This window comes from Enterobacter cloacae complex sp.6700776 (assembly GCF_048284255.1).
Lineage (GTDB): Bacteria > Pseudomonadota > Gammaproteobacteria > Enterobacterales > Enterobacteriaceae > Enterobacter > Enterobacter intestinihominis.
In genome coordinates this window covers 42,163-56,185 of the sequence record NZ_JBLVYK010000004.1, presented here as the reverse complement: position 1 = coordinate 56,185, position 14,023 = coordinate 42,163, and the positions used below count along the sequence as shown (strand labels likewise).

19 protein-coding genes are annotated in these 14,023 nt (G+C 54.4%); 12 read left to right on the top strand and 7 right to left on the bottom strand.

The window, feature by feature from the left end; genetic code table 11:
• Window positions 1–9: 9 nt before the first annotated feature.
• From flgD to flgB, 3 genes are read right to left on the bottom strand one after another with little or no spacing between them, the layout of a single operon-like run.
• Window positions 10–720 (bottom strand): flagellar hook assembly protein FlgD, encoded by a 711-nt coding sequence (flgD, locus tag ACNQ0T_RS08180; protein ID WP_003857994.1) that lies wholly within the window; start codon window positions 718–720, stop codon window positions 10–12.
• 11 nt (window positions 721–731) lie between these two features.
• A complete protein-coding gene (gene flgC, locus ACNQ0T_RS08175) occupies window positions 732–1,136 on the bottom strand; it encodes a flagellar basal body rod protein FlgC (protein WP_003857997.1) in 405 nt (134 codons plus the stop codon).
• Between the two features lie 3 nt (window positions 1,137–1,139).
• Window positions 1,140–1,556 (bottom strand): flagellar basal body rod protein FlgB, encoded by a 417-nt coding sequence (gene flgB, locus ACNQ0T_RS08170; RefSeq protein WP_022647724.1) that lies wholly within the window; start codon window positions 1,554–1,556, stop codon window positions 1,140–1,142.
• Window positions 1,557–1,713: 157 nt separating this feature from the next.
• Here flgB and flgA point away from each other — a divergent pair, with 157 nt between their 5' ends.
• The 3 genes from flgA to flgN all read left to right on the top strand — a co-directional run bounded on the left by flgA (window position 1,714) and on the right by flgN (window position 3,190).
• On the top strand, window positions 1,714–2,373 hold the full coding sequence (gene flgA / locus ACNQ0T_RS08165; protein ID WP_022647723.1) for a flagellar basal body P-ring formation chaperone FlgA: 660 nt from the start codon (window positions 1,714–1,716) through the stop codon (window positions 2,371–2,373).
• Between the two features lie 93 nt (window positions 2,374–2,466).
• The gene (gene flgM, locus ACNQ0T_RS08160) at window positions 2,467–2,760 is read left to right on the top strand and encodes a flagellar biosynthesis anti-sigma factor FlgM (RefSeq protein ID WP_003858002.1); all 294 of its coding nucleotides are present in this window, start codon (window positions 2,467–2,469) and stop codon (window positions 2,758–2,760) included.
• 4 nt (window positions 2,761–2,764) lie between these two features.
• Entirely contained in the window at window positions 2,765–3,190 is a 426-nt protein-coding gene (flgN, locus tag ACNQ0T_RS08155) for a flagella biosynthesis chaperone FlgN (RefSeq protein WP_022647721.1), read from the top strand.
• Between the two features lie 58 nt (window positions 3,191–3,248).
• Here flgN and murJ read toward each other — a convergent pair whose 3' ends face one another.
• From murJ to rimJ, 4 genes are all read right to left on the bottom strand, one after another.
• Window positions 3,249–4,784 (bottom strand): murein biosynthesis integral membrane protein MurJ, encoded by a 1,536-nt coding sequence (gene murJ, locus ACNQ0T_RS08150; protein ID WP_063146116.1) that lies wholly within the window; start codon window positions 4,782–4,784, stop codon window positions 3,249–3,251.
• A 129-nt stretch (window positions 4,785–4,913) separates the two neighbouring features.
• Window positions 4,914–5,837, bottom strand: coding sequence for a Gfo/Idh/MocA family protein (locus ACNQ0T_RS08145; protein ID WP_023305857.1), 924 nt, complete (start codon window positions 5,835–5,837; stop codon window positions 4,914–4,916).
• A 2-nt stretch (window positions 5,838–5,839) separates the two neighbouring features.
• On the bottom strand, window positions 5,840–6,490 hold the full coding sequence (locus ACNQ0T_RS08140) for a YceH family protein (protein WP_023305856.1): 651 nt from the start codon (window positions 6,488–6,490) through the stop codon (window positions 5,840–5,842).
• Between the two features lie 9 nt (window positions 6,491–6,499).
• The gene (gene rimJ / locus ACNQ0T_RS08135; protein WP_003858007.1) at window positions 6,500–7,084 is read right to left on the bottom strand and encodes a ribosomal protein S5-alanine N-acetyltransferase; all 585 of its coding nucleotides are present in this window, start codon (window positions 7,082–7,084) and stop codon (window positions 6,500–6,502) included.
• 236 nt (window positions 7,085–7,320) lie between these two features.
• On the opposite strand from rimJ, the gene mdtH reads away from it, so the two are divergent.
• The 9 genes from mdtH to ACNQ0T_RS08090 all read left to right on the top strand — a co-directional run bounded on the left by mdtH (window position 7,321) and on the right by ACNQ0T_RS08090 (window position 14,005).
• Window positions 7,321–8,529, top strand: a complete 1,209-nt coding sequence (gene mdtH, locus ACNQ0T_RS08130) for a multidrug efflux MFS transporter MdtH (RefSeq protein ID WP_022647718.1) — start codon at window positions 7,321–7,323, stop codon at window positions 8,527–8,529.
• A 120-nt stretch (window positions 8,530–8,649) separates the two neighbouring features.
• On the top strand, window positions 8,650–9,210 hold the full coding sequence (locus ACNQ0T_RS08125; RefSeq protein ID WP_023305855.1) for a lipoprotein: 561 nt from the start codon (window positions 8,650–8,652) through the stop codon (window positions 9,208–9,210).
• Between the two features lie 128 nt (window positions 9,211–9,338).
• Window positions 9,339–10,385 (top strand): dihydroorotase, encoded by a 1,047-nt coding sequence (gene pyrC / locus ACNQ0T_RS08120; protein WP_022647716.1) that lies wholly within the window; start codon window positions 9,339–9,341, stop codon window positions 10,383–10,385.
• A 75-nt stretch (window positions 10,386–10,460) separates the two neighbouring features.
• Complete coding sequence (dinI, locus tag ACNQ0T_RS08115) at window positions 10,461–10,706, top strand: DNA damage-inducible protein I (protein ID WP_022647715.1); 246 nt, start codon at window positions 10,461–10,463, stop codon at window positions 10,704–10,706.
• A gap of 274 nt (window positions 10,707–10,980) precedes the next feature.
• Window positions 10,981–11,235 carry a biofilm formation regulator BssS gene (gene bssS, locus ACNQ0T_RS08110; protein WP_023299782.1) on the top strand — a complete coding sequence of 85 codons (255 nt, stop codon included), beginning with the start codon at window positions 10,981–10,983 and terminating at the stop codon, window positions 11,233–11,235.
• 114 nt (window positions 11,236–11,349) lie between these two features.
• Window positions 11,350–12,468: an N-methyl-L-tryptophan oxidase gene (solA, locus tag ACNQ0T_RS08105; protein ID WP_276349915.1), complete on the top strand. Its 1,119-nt coding sequence runs from the start codon at window positions 11,350–11,352 to the stop codon at window positions 12,466–12,468.
• A gap of 50 nt (window positions 12,469–12,518) precedes the next feature.
• Window positions 12,519–12,632 (top strand): YceO family protein, encoded by a 114-nt coding sequence (locus ACNQ0T_RS08100; RefSeq protein ID WP_022647713.1) that lies wholly within the window; start codon window positions 12,519–12,521, stop codon window positions 12,630–12,632.
• A 226-nt stretch (window positions 12,633–12,858) separates the two neighbouring features.
• A complete protein-coding gene (locus ACNQ0T_RS08095) occupies window positions 12,859–13,425 on the top strand; it encodes a cytochrome b (protein ID WP_022647712.1) in 567 nt (188 codons plus the stop codon).
• A gap of 1 nt (window position 13,426) precedes the next feature.
• Window positions 13,427–14,005 carry a YceI family protein gene (locus tag ACNQ0T_RS08090; protein WP_022647711.1) on the top strand — a complete coding sequence of 193 codons (579 nt, stop codon included), beginning with the start codon at window positions 13,427–13,429 and terminating at the stop codon, window positions 14,003–14,005.
• The last annotated feature ends 18 nt before the right edge of the window (window positions 14,006–14,023 follow it).

Genomic DNA, 14,023 nt, shown 5'->3' with positions numbered 1-14,023 from the left:
TATGAAGGCTTAGATAATCTGCCGAACTTCGTCGAGTGTGGTGGTACCGGAGGTACCCAAATCCAGTTTGTTGCCATCGCTACCTTTGATGACGCCCTGAACCAGGGCAAACTGTAGCGGCTGAGCCACCAGCTGCGTGGTGCCGTTGCTGGCGCTAATCGCAACCTGATACGAGCCGTTAGGCGCTTTAGTGCCGTCGGTCAGGCTGCCATCCCAGGTAAAGGTATGAACGCCCGCTTTAAGCTCGCCAATCTCAATCGTGCGCACCACGTTGCCGCTGGCGTCTTTGATGGTGGCGGTGACTTTGTCGGCCGGTTGCTGCAACTCAACGCCAAACGGCGTTGTGGTAGTGGTGGACGTGCCATCGGTGGTGCTGGTGCCCGCCAGAATCGTGGTCCCCGGGATCATCACCCCGTGACCGATCAGGTTGGCGGCCTGCAAGGACTGGCTGTTATCGATTTGACCGGAGACCGAGCCGAGCGTGGTGTTCAGTTTCTCAATGCCGCTGACGGTACTGATCTGCGCAAGCTGCGTGGTCAGTTCGTTATTCTGCATCGGATTGGTCGGGTCCTGATTTTTCAGCTGTGCCACCAGCAGGGTCAGAAAGCTGCTCTGTAAATCGGAGGCATTGCTCCCGGTGAGAGAGCTGGAACCGGTTGCACTACTGGTGCTGTTGACGCCGGTATTTGTCGGGTCATTCACGTTTACGGCGATGGACATGCGTGTCTCCTTTACTGGCCGAGAGTGAGTGTTTTGAGCATCATGCTCTTCACGGTATTAAGCACTTCGACGTTTGCCTGGTAGCTGCGTGACGCGGACATGGAGTTCACCATCTCCCCGACCACATCCACGTTCGGCATTTTCACGTAGCCGCTGGCATCCGCGAGCGGGTTGCCTGGCTCGTAAACCAGCTTGTCGGGCGCCTGGCTCTCAACCACGTCCGCCACTTTCACGCCGCCCGTTGCCGCACCCGGTGCAGCATCAACCTGGAAGACGACCTGTTTAGCGCGATACGGTTGTCCGTCAGGGCCGGTCACGCTATCGGCGTTGGCCAGGTTACTGGCTGCCACGTTCAGTCGTTTGGACTGCGCCGTTAATGCCGAACCGGCGATATCAAAAATATTCAGCAAGGCCATTTACTAATTGCCCCCCTGCAGGACGGTCATCATGCCTTTGATTTGCCCGCCGAGTAGCGTCAGGCCTGTCTGGTATTGCAGGCTGTTATCGGCAAACTGTGTGCGTTCCCGGTCCATGTCGACGGTGTTGCCATCAAGCGAGGGCTGATCGGGGACACGATAAAGTAAGTCAGTTGATGGCGCGGTCATCGCCTGAGCGGGAATATGCCGTGAGGATGTCAGGGCAAGTGAGACACCCGTCCCTTCGGCACGTCCACGCTCCATCACTTTTTTGAGTTCACTGGAAAAATCAATATCGCGCGCCTGATACCCGGGGGTGTCCGCGTTGGCGATATTGGCGGCTAAAATTTCCTGCCGCTGGGCGCGTAAGTTGAGCGCTTCCTGCTGAAAACGTAACGCGGCGTCGAGTTTATCGAGCATGTCTCCTCCGCTGATGAGAAAATTTCAGTTCACAGCTTAAATCTCACCCCGTCTCCCCTATCGACGGAATAAGCGCAAAATGCGTCGCTATTTGTTGCGTTGATGGAAAACCACTGCGGGTAGAATTTGCTTAATTCTGGACATGGTGGAACGTGCGATGCGGACTTTTAAACGTGGCCTTGCGGCGACCCTGCTGCTTTTGAGCCCTCTTGTGCAGGCTGAGGGGTTAGAGAACCAGCTCAATGCATTCTTTGCGCAGAAGCTGGCCGGTTTCAGCGATGACGTACGCGTGACCGTACGCACCCCGCCTAACCTTTACCCTTCCTGCGAAGCCCCGTCATTTAGCGTGACCGGCAGCACCCGATTATGGGGCAACGTGAATGTGCTGGCGCGTTGCGCCAACGAAAAACGTTATTTACAGGTTGCGGTTCAGGCGACAGGCAATTATGTTGTCGCCGCCGTTCCCATTCCCCGGGGCAGCCTGCTGCAACCAGACAGCGTAACGCTGAAGCGAGGCCGTCTGGATCAGCTTCCACCGCGGACGATGCTGGATATTAACCAGGCTCAGGAGGCAGTCAGCCTGCGCGATGTCGCCCCTGGACAGGCGATACAGCTCTCTATGCTGCGCCAGGCGTGGCGGGTGAAGGCGGGACAACAGGTGATGGTGGTCGCCAATGGCGAAGGCTTTAGTATCAACAGTGAAGGAAAAGCGCTGAATAATGCCGCAGTAGCACAAAATGCCCGGGTCAGAATGTCCTCAGGCCAGGTGGTCAGCGGCACGGTCGGTCCTGATGGGAATATTCTGATTAACCTGTAATCTTTTTAAAGATTTCGCGGCGACTGCCGATAAATATTCAACAAATGATGATGTCAGGCGCAAACGCCGCGAACCCTCGATGAGGACAACACTATGAGCATTGATCGTACATCAGCCCTGAAGCCGGTTAGCACTGTACAACCTCGCGAAACGAATGAGGCTGCCCCGCAAAAAACGCGTCTGGAAAAAACCTCGACGGCTAACAGCACCAGCGTCACGCTGAGCGATGCGCAGTCGAAGCTGATGCAGCCAGGCAGCAGCGATATCAACATGGAACGAGTTGAAGCGCTGAAAACGGCTATCCGTAACGGCGAACTGAAAATGGATACCAGCAAAATCGCTGATGCGCTGATTCAGGACGCACAGAGTTTCCTCCAGAGTAACTAACCGTATGAGTCGACTGTCAGAAATACTGGATCAGATGACGGTGGTCCTGAACGACCTGAAAACGGTGATGGACGCAGAACAGCACCACCTCTCTTCTGGTCAAATCAACGGCAGCGCGTTGCAACGCATTACTGAAGATAAAAGCTCGCTGCTGGCGACCCTGGATTATCTGGAAAAACAGCGACGCGCTGAGCAAGACACGAAACGCAGCGCCAATGATGAGATCAACGAACGCTGGCAGACCATTACAGAAAAAACCCAGCATCTTCGCGATCTCAACCAGCATAACGGCTGGCTGCTGGAAGGTCAGATTATCCGTAATCAGCAGGCGCTTGAGGTGTTAAAGCCCTATAAAGAGCCGGGGCTGTACGGTGCGGATGGTCAAACGGCCACGGCACGTATCACGGGCGGGAAAAAGATTTCGATTTGACGCACTAGCGGCATGTCATGAAGCGGGGAGCACCTTCTGGTGACTCCCCTTTTGGCGTTTATACCGTGCGGCGGGTAAACTCTTTCACCTTGAAGCCAAGCACCGCCAGCGTGGCAAAGTACGCCACCACCCCGACCACCACCACGGCCATCAGACGCATCAGGCGGTAAGGCATGGTGCCCTGCGCCCATTCAGGCATGACATACAACATGCCAACCAGCGCGGCCGCCATCACTACTACCGCGATCGCCAGACGCAGCAGGAAGCTTGCCCAGCCCGGCTGCGGGGTGAAGATATCCTGCTTACGCAGCTGCCAGTACAGCAGCCCGGCGTTGAGACAGGCCGCCAGACCAATCGACAGTGACAGACCCGCGTGTTTCAGCGGACCAATAAACGCCAGGTTCATCAGCTGCGTCATGATCAGCGTCACAATGGCAATCTTAACCGGCGTTTTGATGTCCTGACGTGAATAGAAGCCGGGCGCAAGCACCTTCACGACAATCAGCCCCATCAGCCCCACCGAGTAGGCTACGAGCGCACGCTGGGTCATGGAGGCATCAAAGGCGGTGAATTTTCCATACTGGAACAACGACACCGTCAGCGGTTTCGCCAGGATCCCCAGCGCCACCGCGCTTGGCAGCGCCAGCAGAAAACAGAGACGCAGACCCCAGTCCATCAGGCGGCAGTATTCATCGTGGTTGCCGCTGGCGAAACTTTTCGACAGCGACGGCAGCAGAATAGTCCCCAGCGCCACGCCCAGCACCCCGGATGGAAACTCCATCAGCCGGTCGGCGTAGTACATCCAGGACACCGAGCCCGACACCAGGAAAGAGGCGAAGATGGTATTGATGATGAGCGAGATCTGGCTGACGGACACGCCGAGTATTGCCGGTCCCATCTGTTTGATAACGCGCATTGCGCCCGCATCTTTGAAATTAATGCGCGGCAGAACCAGCATGCCGATCTTTTTCAGGTGCGGAAGCTGGTAAGCAAGCTGTAACACCCCGCCGACGGTCACGGCCCAGGCCAACGCCAGCACCGGTGGGTTAAAATGCGGCGCGGCGAACAGCGCAAAGCCAATCATGCTGACGTTAAGGAACGTGGGGGCAAAGGCCGGCACGGAGAAGCGGTTCCAGGTATTCAGGATGGCACCCACCAGCGACGCCAGCGAAATCAGCAGAATATAGGGGAAGGTTATCCGCAGCAGTTGCGTCGTCAGGGCAAATTTATCCGCCGTGTCGGCAAAGCCCGGCGCCGTTACCATGATTACCCAGGGCGCTGCCAGCATCCCCAGTACGGTCACGATCGCCAGCGCCAGCGTCAGTAAACCGGAAACGTAAGCCACAAAGACGCGGGTGGCATCTTCGCCCTGCTTGCTTTTATATTCCGCGAGGATCGGGACAAATGCCTGTGAGAAAGCCCCTTCGGCAAAAATACGGCGCAGCAGGTTCGGCAGCTTGAACGCAACGAAAAAGGCGTCAGTCGCCATCCCTGCGCCAAAAACCCTTGCCACAATGGCATCGCGCGCAAAGCCAAGCACGCGGGAAAACATGGTCATCGAGCTGACGGCCGCCAGCGATTTTAATAAGTTCATTAACGTGAAGTTCCACAACCCTACGGATTTCCAGGACGGATAAGCGAAAGCGCCACCCGGCAAAGCCAACAAGCGGCGCTTAGTCTAACCGGATTTCAACGAATTACTATCGGCAGATGTTACAGCGAGTTATTCCGACATCGCTTCGCGCCAGAGTCGTTCCACGATGCGCTGCGCCAGAATGGCCTGCTCCCCGGACGTTTCAGGAACCGTCTGATTCTGCACGCAGGTAATGAAGTGACGCGCGCAGCCCACAAAGCCACGCTGCTCCAGGGTGCTCTGCCAGCCGGGAACGGGTAACGCGAGCACGCCATTGCCCTTCTCTTCCCGCCACTCTCGCATATCGGTGACGTCATACAGCGCGCCATCCGTAACAGCCTGCACGGACTCGCGCTGGCTGCCCGCCCGACGATGCATGCTGGTCGTCACCTGTAAATGCTCAACGGCAAAATGATGTTCGGCGTAAACCATTTCACCCTGCTCGTTGGTCAGCAGCGTGCCGCTTTGCAGCTGGGCTTTTCCGTTACTCAGCCACAGGGCCGTATCCACGACGTGGAGATAATCATCCAGCAGCGTGAACCGCAGATCGTTCGGCCCCACGCTGTCGGTACGGTGCTTATCCATACGCAGAGAGGCAAACGAGCCGGACTGCGCTTTAAGCTGCTGATAGAGCGGCGCAAAACGGCGGTTGAAGCCGACCATCAGCGTCAGCTTTTTACGCGCGGCCAGCTCAATCAGTCGTTCAGCATCCTGCACATTTTCCGCCAGCGGCTTATCAACGCAGACGTGAACGCCTGCGTTCAGCAACTCGCTCACCACCTGGAAGTGCGTCGCGGTTGAGGTATGCACAAATACCGCATCACATTCACGGGCTAAATCCTGGAGTGAGCCAGCATAAGGGATGCGCCAGGTTTTGCAGATGCGCTCTGCTTTCTCGCGAGTGGGCGACCACGCCCCTTGCAGCGTCCAGTCTGACGCGGCGCCTAAAACGGGCAGCCAGGCTTTTTGCGCAATCCCGCCCAGCCCCACCACTCCAATGCGTAATGTAGTCACGGTTAATCTCCCAGGTGTGCGAGTAAAGCATCCAGACGCTGCTTCAGCCCGGCAACCTCGTCTTCCAGGGCTGCCACGCGCGCAGTCAGGCTGTCGTTTGATGCTGGCGTGTCGGATTCGACGGCCAGCGTAGAGGTCTCCACGTCGCCGCTAAACAGGTGCATGTAGCGGCTTTCACGCTTGCCCGGCTCGCGGGCCAGACGCACCACGTAAGGACCGTCCTCGCGTGAGGCTAATCCCTCCAGCGTCTGTTCAACGTCCTGCATATCCTGAAACTCATGCATGCGGGAGGCGCGTGTGCGCAGTTCACCCGGCGTCTGCGCCCCGCGCAGCAGCAGCGTGGTGATAACCGCCACTTCTGCGGCGCTGAGTTTTAAATCGCCAAATTCGGAATTACAAAAGCGCTGTTCATATTTAGTGACGCGATTACCGAAGCCGCTGACGGTGCGCAGGTAGTGGCGCTTCACCAGCTCATCAAGGATATCCTGCACCTCGTACTCGCCAAGGTTCATCACCGGCTCACGGTTCGTCTTTTGGTTGCAGGCCATCGTGACGGCATTCACGGAAAGAGGATACTGTTCCGGCGTCGTAACCTGCTTTTCCAGCAGGCAGCCAATCACGCGCGCTTCGGCGCCATTTAACTGATATTTCATCTTTTCTCCTTAACGACCCGCGGTCCACTCCTGCGTGGTGAGCGCGGTGAGGACATGGTCCCGCCACTCGCCGTCAATCAGCAGATAATCTTTGGCATAGCCCTCTTTCTCAAACCCCAGGCGGGCCAGCAGATCGCCGCTGCGCTTATTGTGCGGCATGTAGTTCGCCATAATGCGATGGATATGTTGCGTGCGCTGCATGTAGCGAATCGCCGCCGTCAGCGCCTCAAACATGAGCCCCTGCCCCTGCCATTTCTGGCCGATGGAATACCCGAGATAGCAGGCGTGAAACGACCCGCGTACTACGTTTGAAAAATTGGCAATGCCAACGATCTCTTTCTCTTCCGGATCGAGAAGCGCGAAATAAAACGCACTTCCCTGTTTGTGAAATTCCGCAATCATACTGAGGCGCGCCTGCCAGCCAGAGGGGTAGCAATGGCTCTCGTCCCGAACGGGTTCCCAGGGTTTTAAAAACTGGCGATTCTCGGCGTAATAATCCGCCAGACGCCAGGCATCACGCTCATGCACCAGACGAACGACCAGCCTGTCCGTCGTCAGACGCACTTTTGGCACATTACTGCGATAGCCAAACATCGATACCACTCCTTCCCGTCGCTTCTGCTCTGCCTGTTAGCTTTACTATACCTGCGCCTGTGCCTTCTGTGAAAACAGTGACATACCATTTTTATCGCTTTTCACATTTTTCGATGAGAACTCTCTATCAAAGCACCTTTTTGATAAAAAAATATTGTCGCCAGCAGGTATGTGAAAAAGCGCGGCGACACCGCAGAATATTAGCGTGCTCACCTTTTATTTTCCCTGGAGGGAAAATGTCCCGCGTATCACAGGCCAGGAGCCTGGGTAAATATTTCCTGCTCGTCGATAACATGCTGGTCGTGCTCGGCTTTTTTGTCGTTTTTCCACTTATATCGATTCGTTTTGTCGATCAAATGGGCTGGGCGGCGCTAATGGTCGGGATCGCGCTGGGCTTACGCCAGTTTGTACAACAGGGTCTTGGCGTGTTTGGCGGGGCAATAGCCGACCGCTTTGGTGCGAAACCGATGATCGTCACCGGCATGCTATTACGTGCGGCGGGATTCGCCACGATGGCAATCGCTCATGACCCCTGGCTGCTGTGGTTCTCCTGTTTCCTTTCCGGGATTGGCGGCACCCTTTTCGACCCACCGCGTACCGCGCTGGTGGTTAAGCTTATCCGTCCGCAACACCGGGGTCGTTTCTTCTCAATTTTGATGATGCAGGACAGCGCTGGCGCGGTAGTGGGCGCCCTGCTGGGAAGCTGGCTGCTGCAATACGATTTCCGCCTTGTCTGCGCCACCGGCGCGGTGCTGTTTATTCTCTGCGCGCTGTTTAACGGTCTGTTTCTGCCTGCATGGAAGCTGTCGACGGTAAAAGCGCCGGTGCGGGAAGGGCTTGACCGCGTGCTGAGCGATAAACGCTTCGTCACCTATGTTTTAACGTTGACCGGCTACTACATGCTCGCCGTGCAGGTCATGCTGATGCTGCCGATTATGGTTAACGATATTGCCGGCACGCCGGCGGCGGTAAAATGGATGTATGCCATTGAGGCCTGCCTTTCTCTGACTCTGCTCTATCCGATTGCCCGGTGGAGCGAGCGCCGTTTCCGGCTTGAGCACCGTCTGATGGCCGGGCTGTTGCTGATGACGCTGAGCATGATGCCCATCGGCCTGGTGAGCTCACTCCAGCAGCTGTTTATGCTGATTTGCACCTTCTATATTGGCTCAATCATTGCCGAGCCGGCCCGTGAAACCCTGAGCGCGTCACTTGCCGACGCCCGGGCCCGTGGCAGCTACATGGGCTTCAGCCGTCTCGGACTGGCGCTTGGCGGCGCGCTGGGTTACACCGGTGGCGGCTGGCTGTTTGATGCCGGAAAAGCGCTCCATCAGCCGGAGCTGCCGTGGGTCATGCTCGGTATGGTCGGCTTTATGACGCTGATTGCCCTCTGGTGGCAGTTCAGTGATAAACGCAGCACCCGCGGGATGCTGGAACCTGGCGCCTGACCTTCTGGGGGAGGATATTTACCTCCCTTCATTATCAGTTTTTTCTGCTGGTTTCTCCAGGATCACCCTGACATACTGGCGTATCAGGACAGATGCGCCGATTTTATGTTGAGGAACACCATGAAAAAGATCGTTATTGCCGCTGCGTTAATTGTCAGTGGGCTGCTGGTGGGATGTAACCAGCTTACGCAGTACACCGTCAGTGAGCAGGAAATTAATCAGGCGCTGGAAAAACATAATAACTTTTCAAAAGATATCGGCGTGCCCGGCCTTGCGGATGCACATATCGTCCTGACGAATCTCGCCAGCCAGATTGGGCGCGAGGAGCCTAACAAAGTCACCCTGTCCGGCGATGCCAGCCTCGACATGACCTCGCTCTTCGGCAATCAGAAAGCGGATATCAAGCTGAAGCTCAAGGCGCTGCCGGTCTTCAATAAAGAGAAAGGGGCAATTTTCCTGCAAGAGATGGAAATCGTCGATGCGGTCGTCACGCCGGATAAAATGAAACCGGTGCTGCAAACGCTGATGCCTTATCTCAACCAGTCGTTACAGAACTATTTCAACCAGCAGCCCGCCTACGTTCTGAGCGAAGACAAGAGTAAGGGCGAATCTCTGGCGAAAAAATATGCCAAAGGGATAGAGGTGAAACCGGGTGAAATCATCATTCCTTTCACCGACTAAATACTCCGGGCGCTCAGGCGCCCGTTTTTTTTAACGGAATAGTGTGCAAACGAAAACGTTTCCGCTTATGATTTGTGTCCGGCAAAAACAGCCATCTTATGACTGATCCCTTTCAAGCCGGAGCTTCCATGACTGTACAATCCCAGGTTCTCAAAATCCGCCGCCCAGACGACTGGCATATCCATCTTCGTGATGGCGACATGCTGAAAACCGTCGTGCCGTATACCAGCGAAATTTATGGCCGTGCGATTGTTATGCCTAACCTGGTTCCGCCAGTCACCACCGTCGAGGCCGCGATCGCCTATCGCCAGCGTATCCTTGACGCCGTTCCGGCCGGGCACGATTTTACTCCGTTGATGACCTGCTATCTGACGGACTCGCTGGATCCCAATGAGGTTGAGCGCGGATTTAACGAAGGTGTGTTCACCGCCGCGAAGCTCTACCCGGCAAACGCCACCACCAACTCCAGCCATGGGGTGACGAGCATCGACGCCATCATGCCCGTTCTGGAGCGTATGCAAAAACTGGGGATGCCACTGCTGGTGCACGGGGAAGTGACCCACGCTGACATTGATATTTTCGATCGCGAAGCGCGTTTTATCGAAACGGTCATGGAGCCGCTGCGCCAGCGTCTTCCTGGGCTGAAGGTAGTGTTTGAACACATTACGACCAAAGATGCCGCAGAGTATGTCCGGGATGGAAACGAATTGATTGCCGCCACCATCACCCCGCAGCACCTGATGTTTAACCGTAACCACATGCTGGTGGGTGGCGTTCGTCCACATCTGTATTGTCTGCCGATCCTCAAGCGCAATATCCACCAGCAGGCGCTACGTGAGCTGGTCGCCAGCGGCTTCCCGCGCGCGTTCCTCGGCACGGATTCCGCCCCGCATGCCCGTCACCGAAAAGAGGCGAGCTGCGGCTGTGCAGGCTGCTTTAACGCCCCGACCGCCCTGGCAAGTTACGCAACCGTCTTTGACGAGATGAATGCGTTAGGCCATTTCGAAGCCTTCTGCTCCCTTAACGGCCCGCGTTTCTACGGTCTGCCGGTTAATGACACGTTCATTGAGCTGGAGCGCAAAGAAAGCCAGGTTGAAGCGTCGATTGCGCTCACCGACGATACGCTGATCCCCTTCCTGGCCGGTGAAACCGTAAGCTGGACGGTAAAAAGCTAAAAAATTGTCATCCCCCTGTTGTCAAACCGCCAATATAACTGTATAAATAAACAGTATATTACACAGGGGGCATTTATGCGTATTGAAGTCACCATTGCCAAAACCACCGTCCTGCCTGCTGGCGCACTCGACGCTCTGGCGGGTGAGCTATCCCGACGTATTAACAGCACTTTTCCTGAAAACGATGGCGCCATAACGGTACGTTATGCGACAGCAAACCATCTTTCCGTCATTGGCGGCGCGAAAGAAGACAAAGACCGCATCAGCGAAATTTTGCAGGAAACATGGGAAAGCGCCGACGACTGGTTTATCACTGATTAAAATTTGCTCCCTCATTGTGTTTTTTTGCCGGGTCGCCCCGGCTTTTTTTCGTTTCGTCTCCTGAAAGTTCAAAATATTTCAGTATCTTCTTAGAAAATCGTGAACAAGATGACGTTTTATTGTTCGAACAATCCTAAAAAGCAGAAAAATGTGTTGCTACCCGTTTATTTTTTCCTGCGGAACCCTTATTAATTGATATACTGAAAAAGCTTTCAGAAAAACATGCATTGAACCTCAAAGTCGTTGTCTTCTAACACGCATTAAGGGGGTTATAATGGAAAAGAATAATGAAGTCATCCAGACCCATCCACTCGTTGGCTGGGATATCAGCACCGTAGACAGCTACGATGCGCTGATGCTGCGTTTGCACTACCAGACCCCGAATCAGCTAAACCGTGACGAAGCGGAAGTTGGACAGACGCTGTGGCTTACAACAGACGTCGCCCGTCAGTTTATTTCTATTTTGGAAGCAGGCATCGCAAAAATAGAATCTGGCGACTACCAGGAAAATGAGTATAAACGGCATTGACCTTATGCCCCTTTTCACTCAACAGGCACCCTCGCGGTGCCTTATTTATTTCGCTCTTGTATAAGCCTACATAGTTAATTACTCTGCTAACAAAGCGTTAGTAAAGAGAAGCCTATGAAATACGATTTGATCATTATCGGAAGCGGCTCCGTTGGATCTGCAGCCGGTTATTACGCCACGCAGGCGGGTCTGAATGTGCTGATGATTGACGCCCACCTACCCCCTCATTCTGAAGGAAGCCATCACGGCGATACCCGTCTCATCCGTCACGCTTACGGCGAAGGTGAGCGCTATGTACCGCTGGTGCTTCGGGCTCAGACGCTGTGGGATGAGCTGGCCGCACTCACCGAAGAACGCATTTTTGAGCGCACCGGGGTTATTAATCTGGGGCCCGCCAACTCCACGTTTCTGGCGACGGTCGAGGAGAGCGCGAAAGCCTACCGTCTGGACGTTGAGCGTCTGGATGCGAACGACATAATGGCGCGCTGGCCGGAAATTTCTGTCCCTGAAGACTACATTGGATTGTTTGAAGCCAATCCCGGGGTACTGCACAGCGAAACGGCCATTAAGACCTGGATTGATCTCGCCGCCAAAGCGGGCTGCGCGCAGTTGTTTAACTGTCCGGTCACGGGTATCACCCACCATGCCGGGGGTTCAACCGTCACCACGTCTGAAGGTGAATATACCGCCACGCGCCTGCTGGTGAGTGCGGGAACGTGGGTGACGAAACTGCTGCCGGATCTGCCCATCCAGCCGGTACGCAAAGTCTTCTCCTGGTTCCAGTCTGACGGGCGTTACAGCAGCCAGAACAAATTCCCGGCGTTCACGGGCGAGTTACCTAATGGCGACCAGTACTACGGTTTCCCCTCGGAAAAAGACGCGCTCAAGATTGGCAAACATAACGGCGGACAGGTAATTTCCTCTGCGGAAGAACGCAAGCCGTACGGAGCCTATCCGCAGGATGGTTCCGAAGCCTTCACGTTCCTGCGTAATATTCTGCCGGGCGTAGGCGGGTTGCTTTATGGCGCAGCGTGCACCTATGACAATACGCCAGATGAAGACTTCATCATCGACACCCTGCCTGGGCACGACAACACCCTGATCGTAACCGGGCTCAGCGGTCACGGGTTTAAATTTGCCTCTGTGTTAGGTGAAATCGCCGCCCAGTTTGCTCAGGGGATTGCGCCTTCGTTTGATCTCAAACCCTTCGCGCTCTCGCGCTTTAGCCGATAATACCGCTACAGGCTCCGAATAACCGGAGCCTGATTTGCGAGAGGATCATGATGCGCAGACTGGTGAATTACCTTATCAATAACATCCGCGAGCATTTCATGCTCTACATTGTCCTTTGGTCGCTGCTGGCGATTGTTGACGTCATCTTTATTGTATTCTTCTGAAAACCATCACTGACGTTTATTGACACTCCTTTAAACTTATTTAACTTATAGTTTTTATAAAAAGTCATCTCAAATTTATTGAACGAAGCGATTGAAATACATTGCGGAAACATATTCAAATTCGCTGAAATAAAATAACTAAATAACATTATTCCTTTTTTTCAGTTGCATTATTTAATTAATCCGGCCATTTTTATTGCTCAGTCATTTGAGAACGGAAATTCATATGCAATGGCGTAACTCCTCCAGCCGCTACGGAATAATATCCATGTGTTTACACTGGCTATTTGCACTTGCTGTCTATGCCATGTTTGGTCTCGGCCTCTGGATGGTGACATTAAGCTATTATGACGGTTGGTATCATCAGGCCCCCGAATTGCACAAAAGCATTGGGGTTCTGCTGATGATGGGTCTGGTTTTTCGCGTGATCTGGCGACATCTCTCTCCGCCCCCTCCTGCCCCCAAAAGCCATGGCCGTCTTACCCGCATAAGCGCTGTTGGCGCACATATCGCACTCTATGCCCTGCTGTTCGCCATTCTGATCAGCGGTTATCTCATTTCGACCGCAGACGGCAAACCGATCAGCGTGTTTGGGCTCTTTGACGTCCCTGCCACGCTGGCTGACGCCGGTTCACAGGCTGACACCGCAGGTGTGGTTCATCTGTGGCTGGCATGGAGCGTGGTGATCCTGTCTGTTCTGCATGGCCTTGCGGCCCTGAAACACCACTTTATTGATAAAGACGATACGCTGAAGCGCATGCTTGGCCGTTCGTCAGTTGACTCTGGAGCATAAAATGAAAAAACGCCTGTTGGGTATCGCATTAGGTTCGCTGTTATTTACCACCGGTTCGGCCATTGCCGCCGACTATAAAATTGATAAAGAAGGCCAGCATGCCTTCGTCAATTTCCGTATTCAGCATCTGGGTTACAGCTGGTTATATGGTACGTTCAATGATTTCGATGGCACATTTAGTTTCGACGAGAAAAACCCTGCTGCCGATAAAGTAAACGTCACCATTAATACTAACAGCGTCGACACTAATCACGCCGAGCGTGATAAACATCTGCGCAGCGCTGAATTCCTGAACGTAGGCAAATTCCCGCAAGCTACTTTCGCGTCGACAGAAGTGAAGAAAGACGGTGATAAGCTCGCTATTACCGGTAATCTTACGCTGAACGGCGTAACAAAACCGGTAACACTGGATGCGAAATTAATCGGCCAGGGCGACGATCCGTGGGGCGGAAAACGTGCTGGCTTTGAAGCCGCCGGCAAAATTCATTTGAAAGATTTTAATATCACCACAGATTTAGGACCGGCATCGCAGGATGTAGAGCTGATTATTTCGGTGGAAGGCGTTCAGCAGAAGTCATAAAACAGGCCCGGCAGGCTT

What these genes read in the sequence shown, in the direction of transcription:
- flgD (WP_003857994.1), bottom strand. Translation starts at nt 720, where the DNA reads ATGTCCATCGCCGTAAACGTGAATGACCCGACAAATACCGGCGTCAAC.
- flgC (WP_003857997.1), bottom strand. Translation starts at nt 1,136, where the DNA reads ATGGCCTTGCTGAATATTTTTGATATCGCCGGTTCGGCATTAACGGCG.
- flgB (WP_022647724.1), bottom strand. Translation starts at nt 1,556, where the DNA reads ATGCTCGATAAACTCGACGCCGCGTTACGTTTTCAGCAGGAAGCGCTC.
- flgA (WP_022647723.1), top strand. Translation starts at nt 1,714, where the DNA reads ATGCGGACTTTTAAACGTGGCCTTGCGGCGACCCTGCTGCTTTTGAGC.
- flgM (WP_003858002.1), top strand. Translation starts at nt 2,467, where the DNA reads ATGAGCATTGATCGTACATCAGCCCTGAAGCCGGTTAGCACTGTACAA.
- flgN (WP_022647721.1), top strand. Translation starts at nt 2,765, where the DNA reads ATGAGTCGACTGTCAGAAATACTGGATCAGATGACGGTGGTCCTGAAC.
- murJ (WP_063146116.1), bottom strand. Translation starts at nt 4,784, where the DNA reads ATGAACTTATTAAAATCGCTGGCGGCCGTCAGCTCGATGACCATGTTT.
- ACNQ0T_RS08140 (WP_023305856.1), bottom strand. Translation starts at nt 6,490, where the DNA reads ATGAAATATCAGTTAAATGGCGCCGAAGCGCGCGTGATTGGCTGCCTG.
- rimJ (WP_003858007.1), bottom strand. Translation starts at nt 7,084, where the DNA reads ATGTTTGGCTATCGCAGTAATGTGCCAAAAGTGCGTCTGACGACGGAC.
- mdtH (WP_022647718.1), top strand. Translation starts at nt 7,321, where the DNA reads ATGTCCCGCGTATCACAGGCCAGGAGCCTGGGTAAATATTTCCTGCTC.
- ACNQ0T_RS08125 (WP_023305855.1), top strand. Translation starts at nt 8,650, where the DNA reads ATGAAAAAGATCGTTATTGCCGCTGCGTTAATTGTCAGTGGGCTGCTG.
- pyrC (WP_022647716.1), top strand. Translation starts at nt 9,339, where the DNA reads ATGACTGTACAATCCCAGGTTCTCAAAATCCGCCGCCCAGACGACTGG.
- dinI (WP_022647715.1), top strand. Translation starts at nt 10,461, where the DNA reads ATGCGTATTGAAGTCACCATTGCCAAAACCACCGTCCTGCCTGCTGGC.
- bssS (WP_023299782.1), top strand. Translation starts at nt 10,981, where the DNA reads ATGGAAAAGAATAATGAAGTCATCCAGACCCATCCACTCGTTGGCTGG.
- solA (WP_276349915.1), top strand. Translation starts at nt 11,350, where the DNA reads ATGAAATACGATTTGATCATTATCGGAAGCGGCTCCGTTGGATCTGCA.
- ACNQ0T_RS08100 (WP_022647713.1), top strand. Translation starts at nt 12,519, where the DNA reads ATGCGCAGACTGGTGAATTACCTTATCAATAACATCCGCGAGCATTTC.
- ACNQ0T_RS08095 (WP_022647712.1), top strand. Translation starts at nt 12,859, where the DNA reads ATGCAATGGCGTAACTCCTCCAGCCGCTACGGAATAATATCCATGTGT.
- ACNQ0T_RS08090 (WP_022647711.1), top strand. Translation starts at nt 13,427, where the DNA reads ATGAAAAAACGCCTGTTGGGTATCGCATTAGGTTCGCTGTTATTTACC.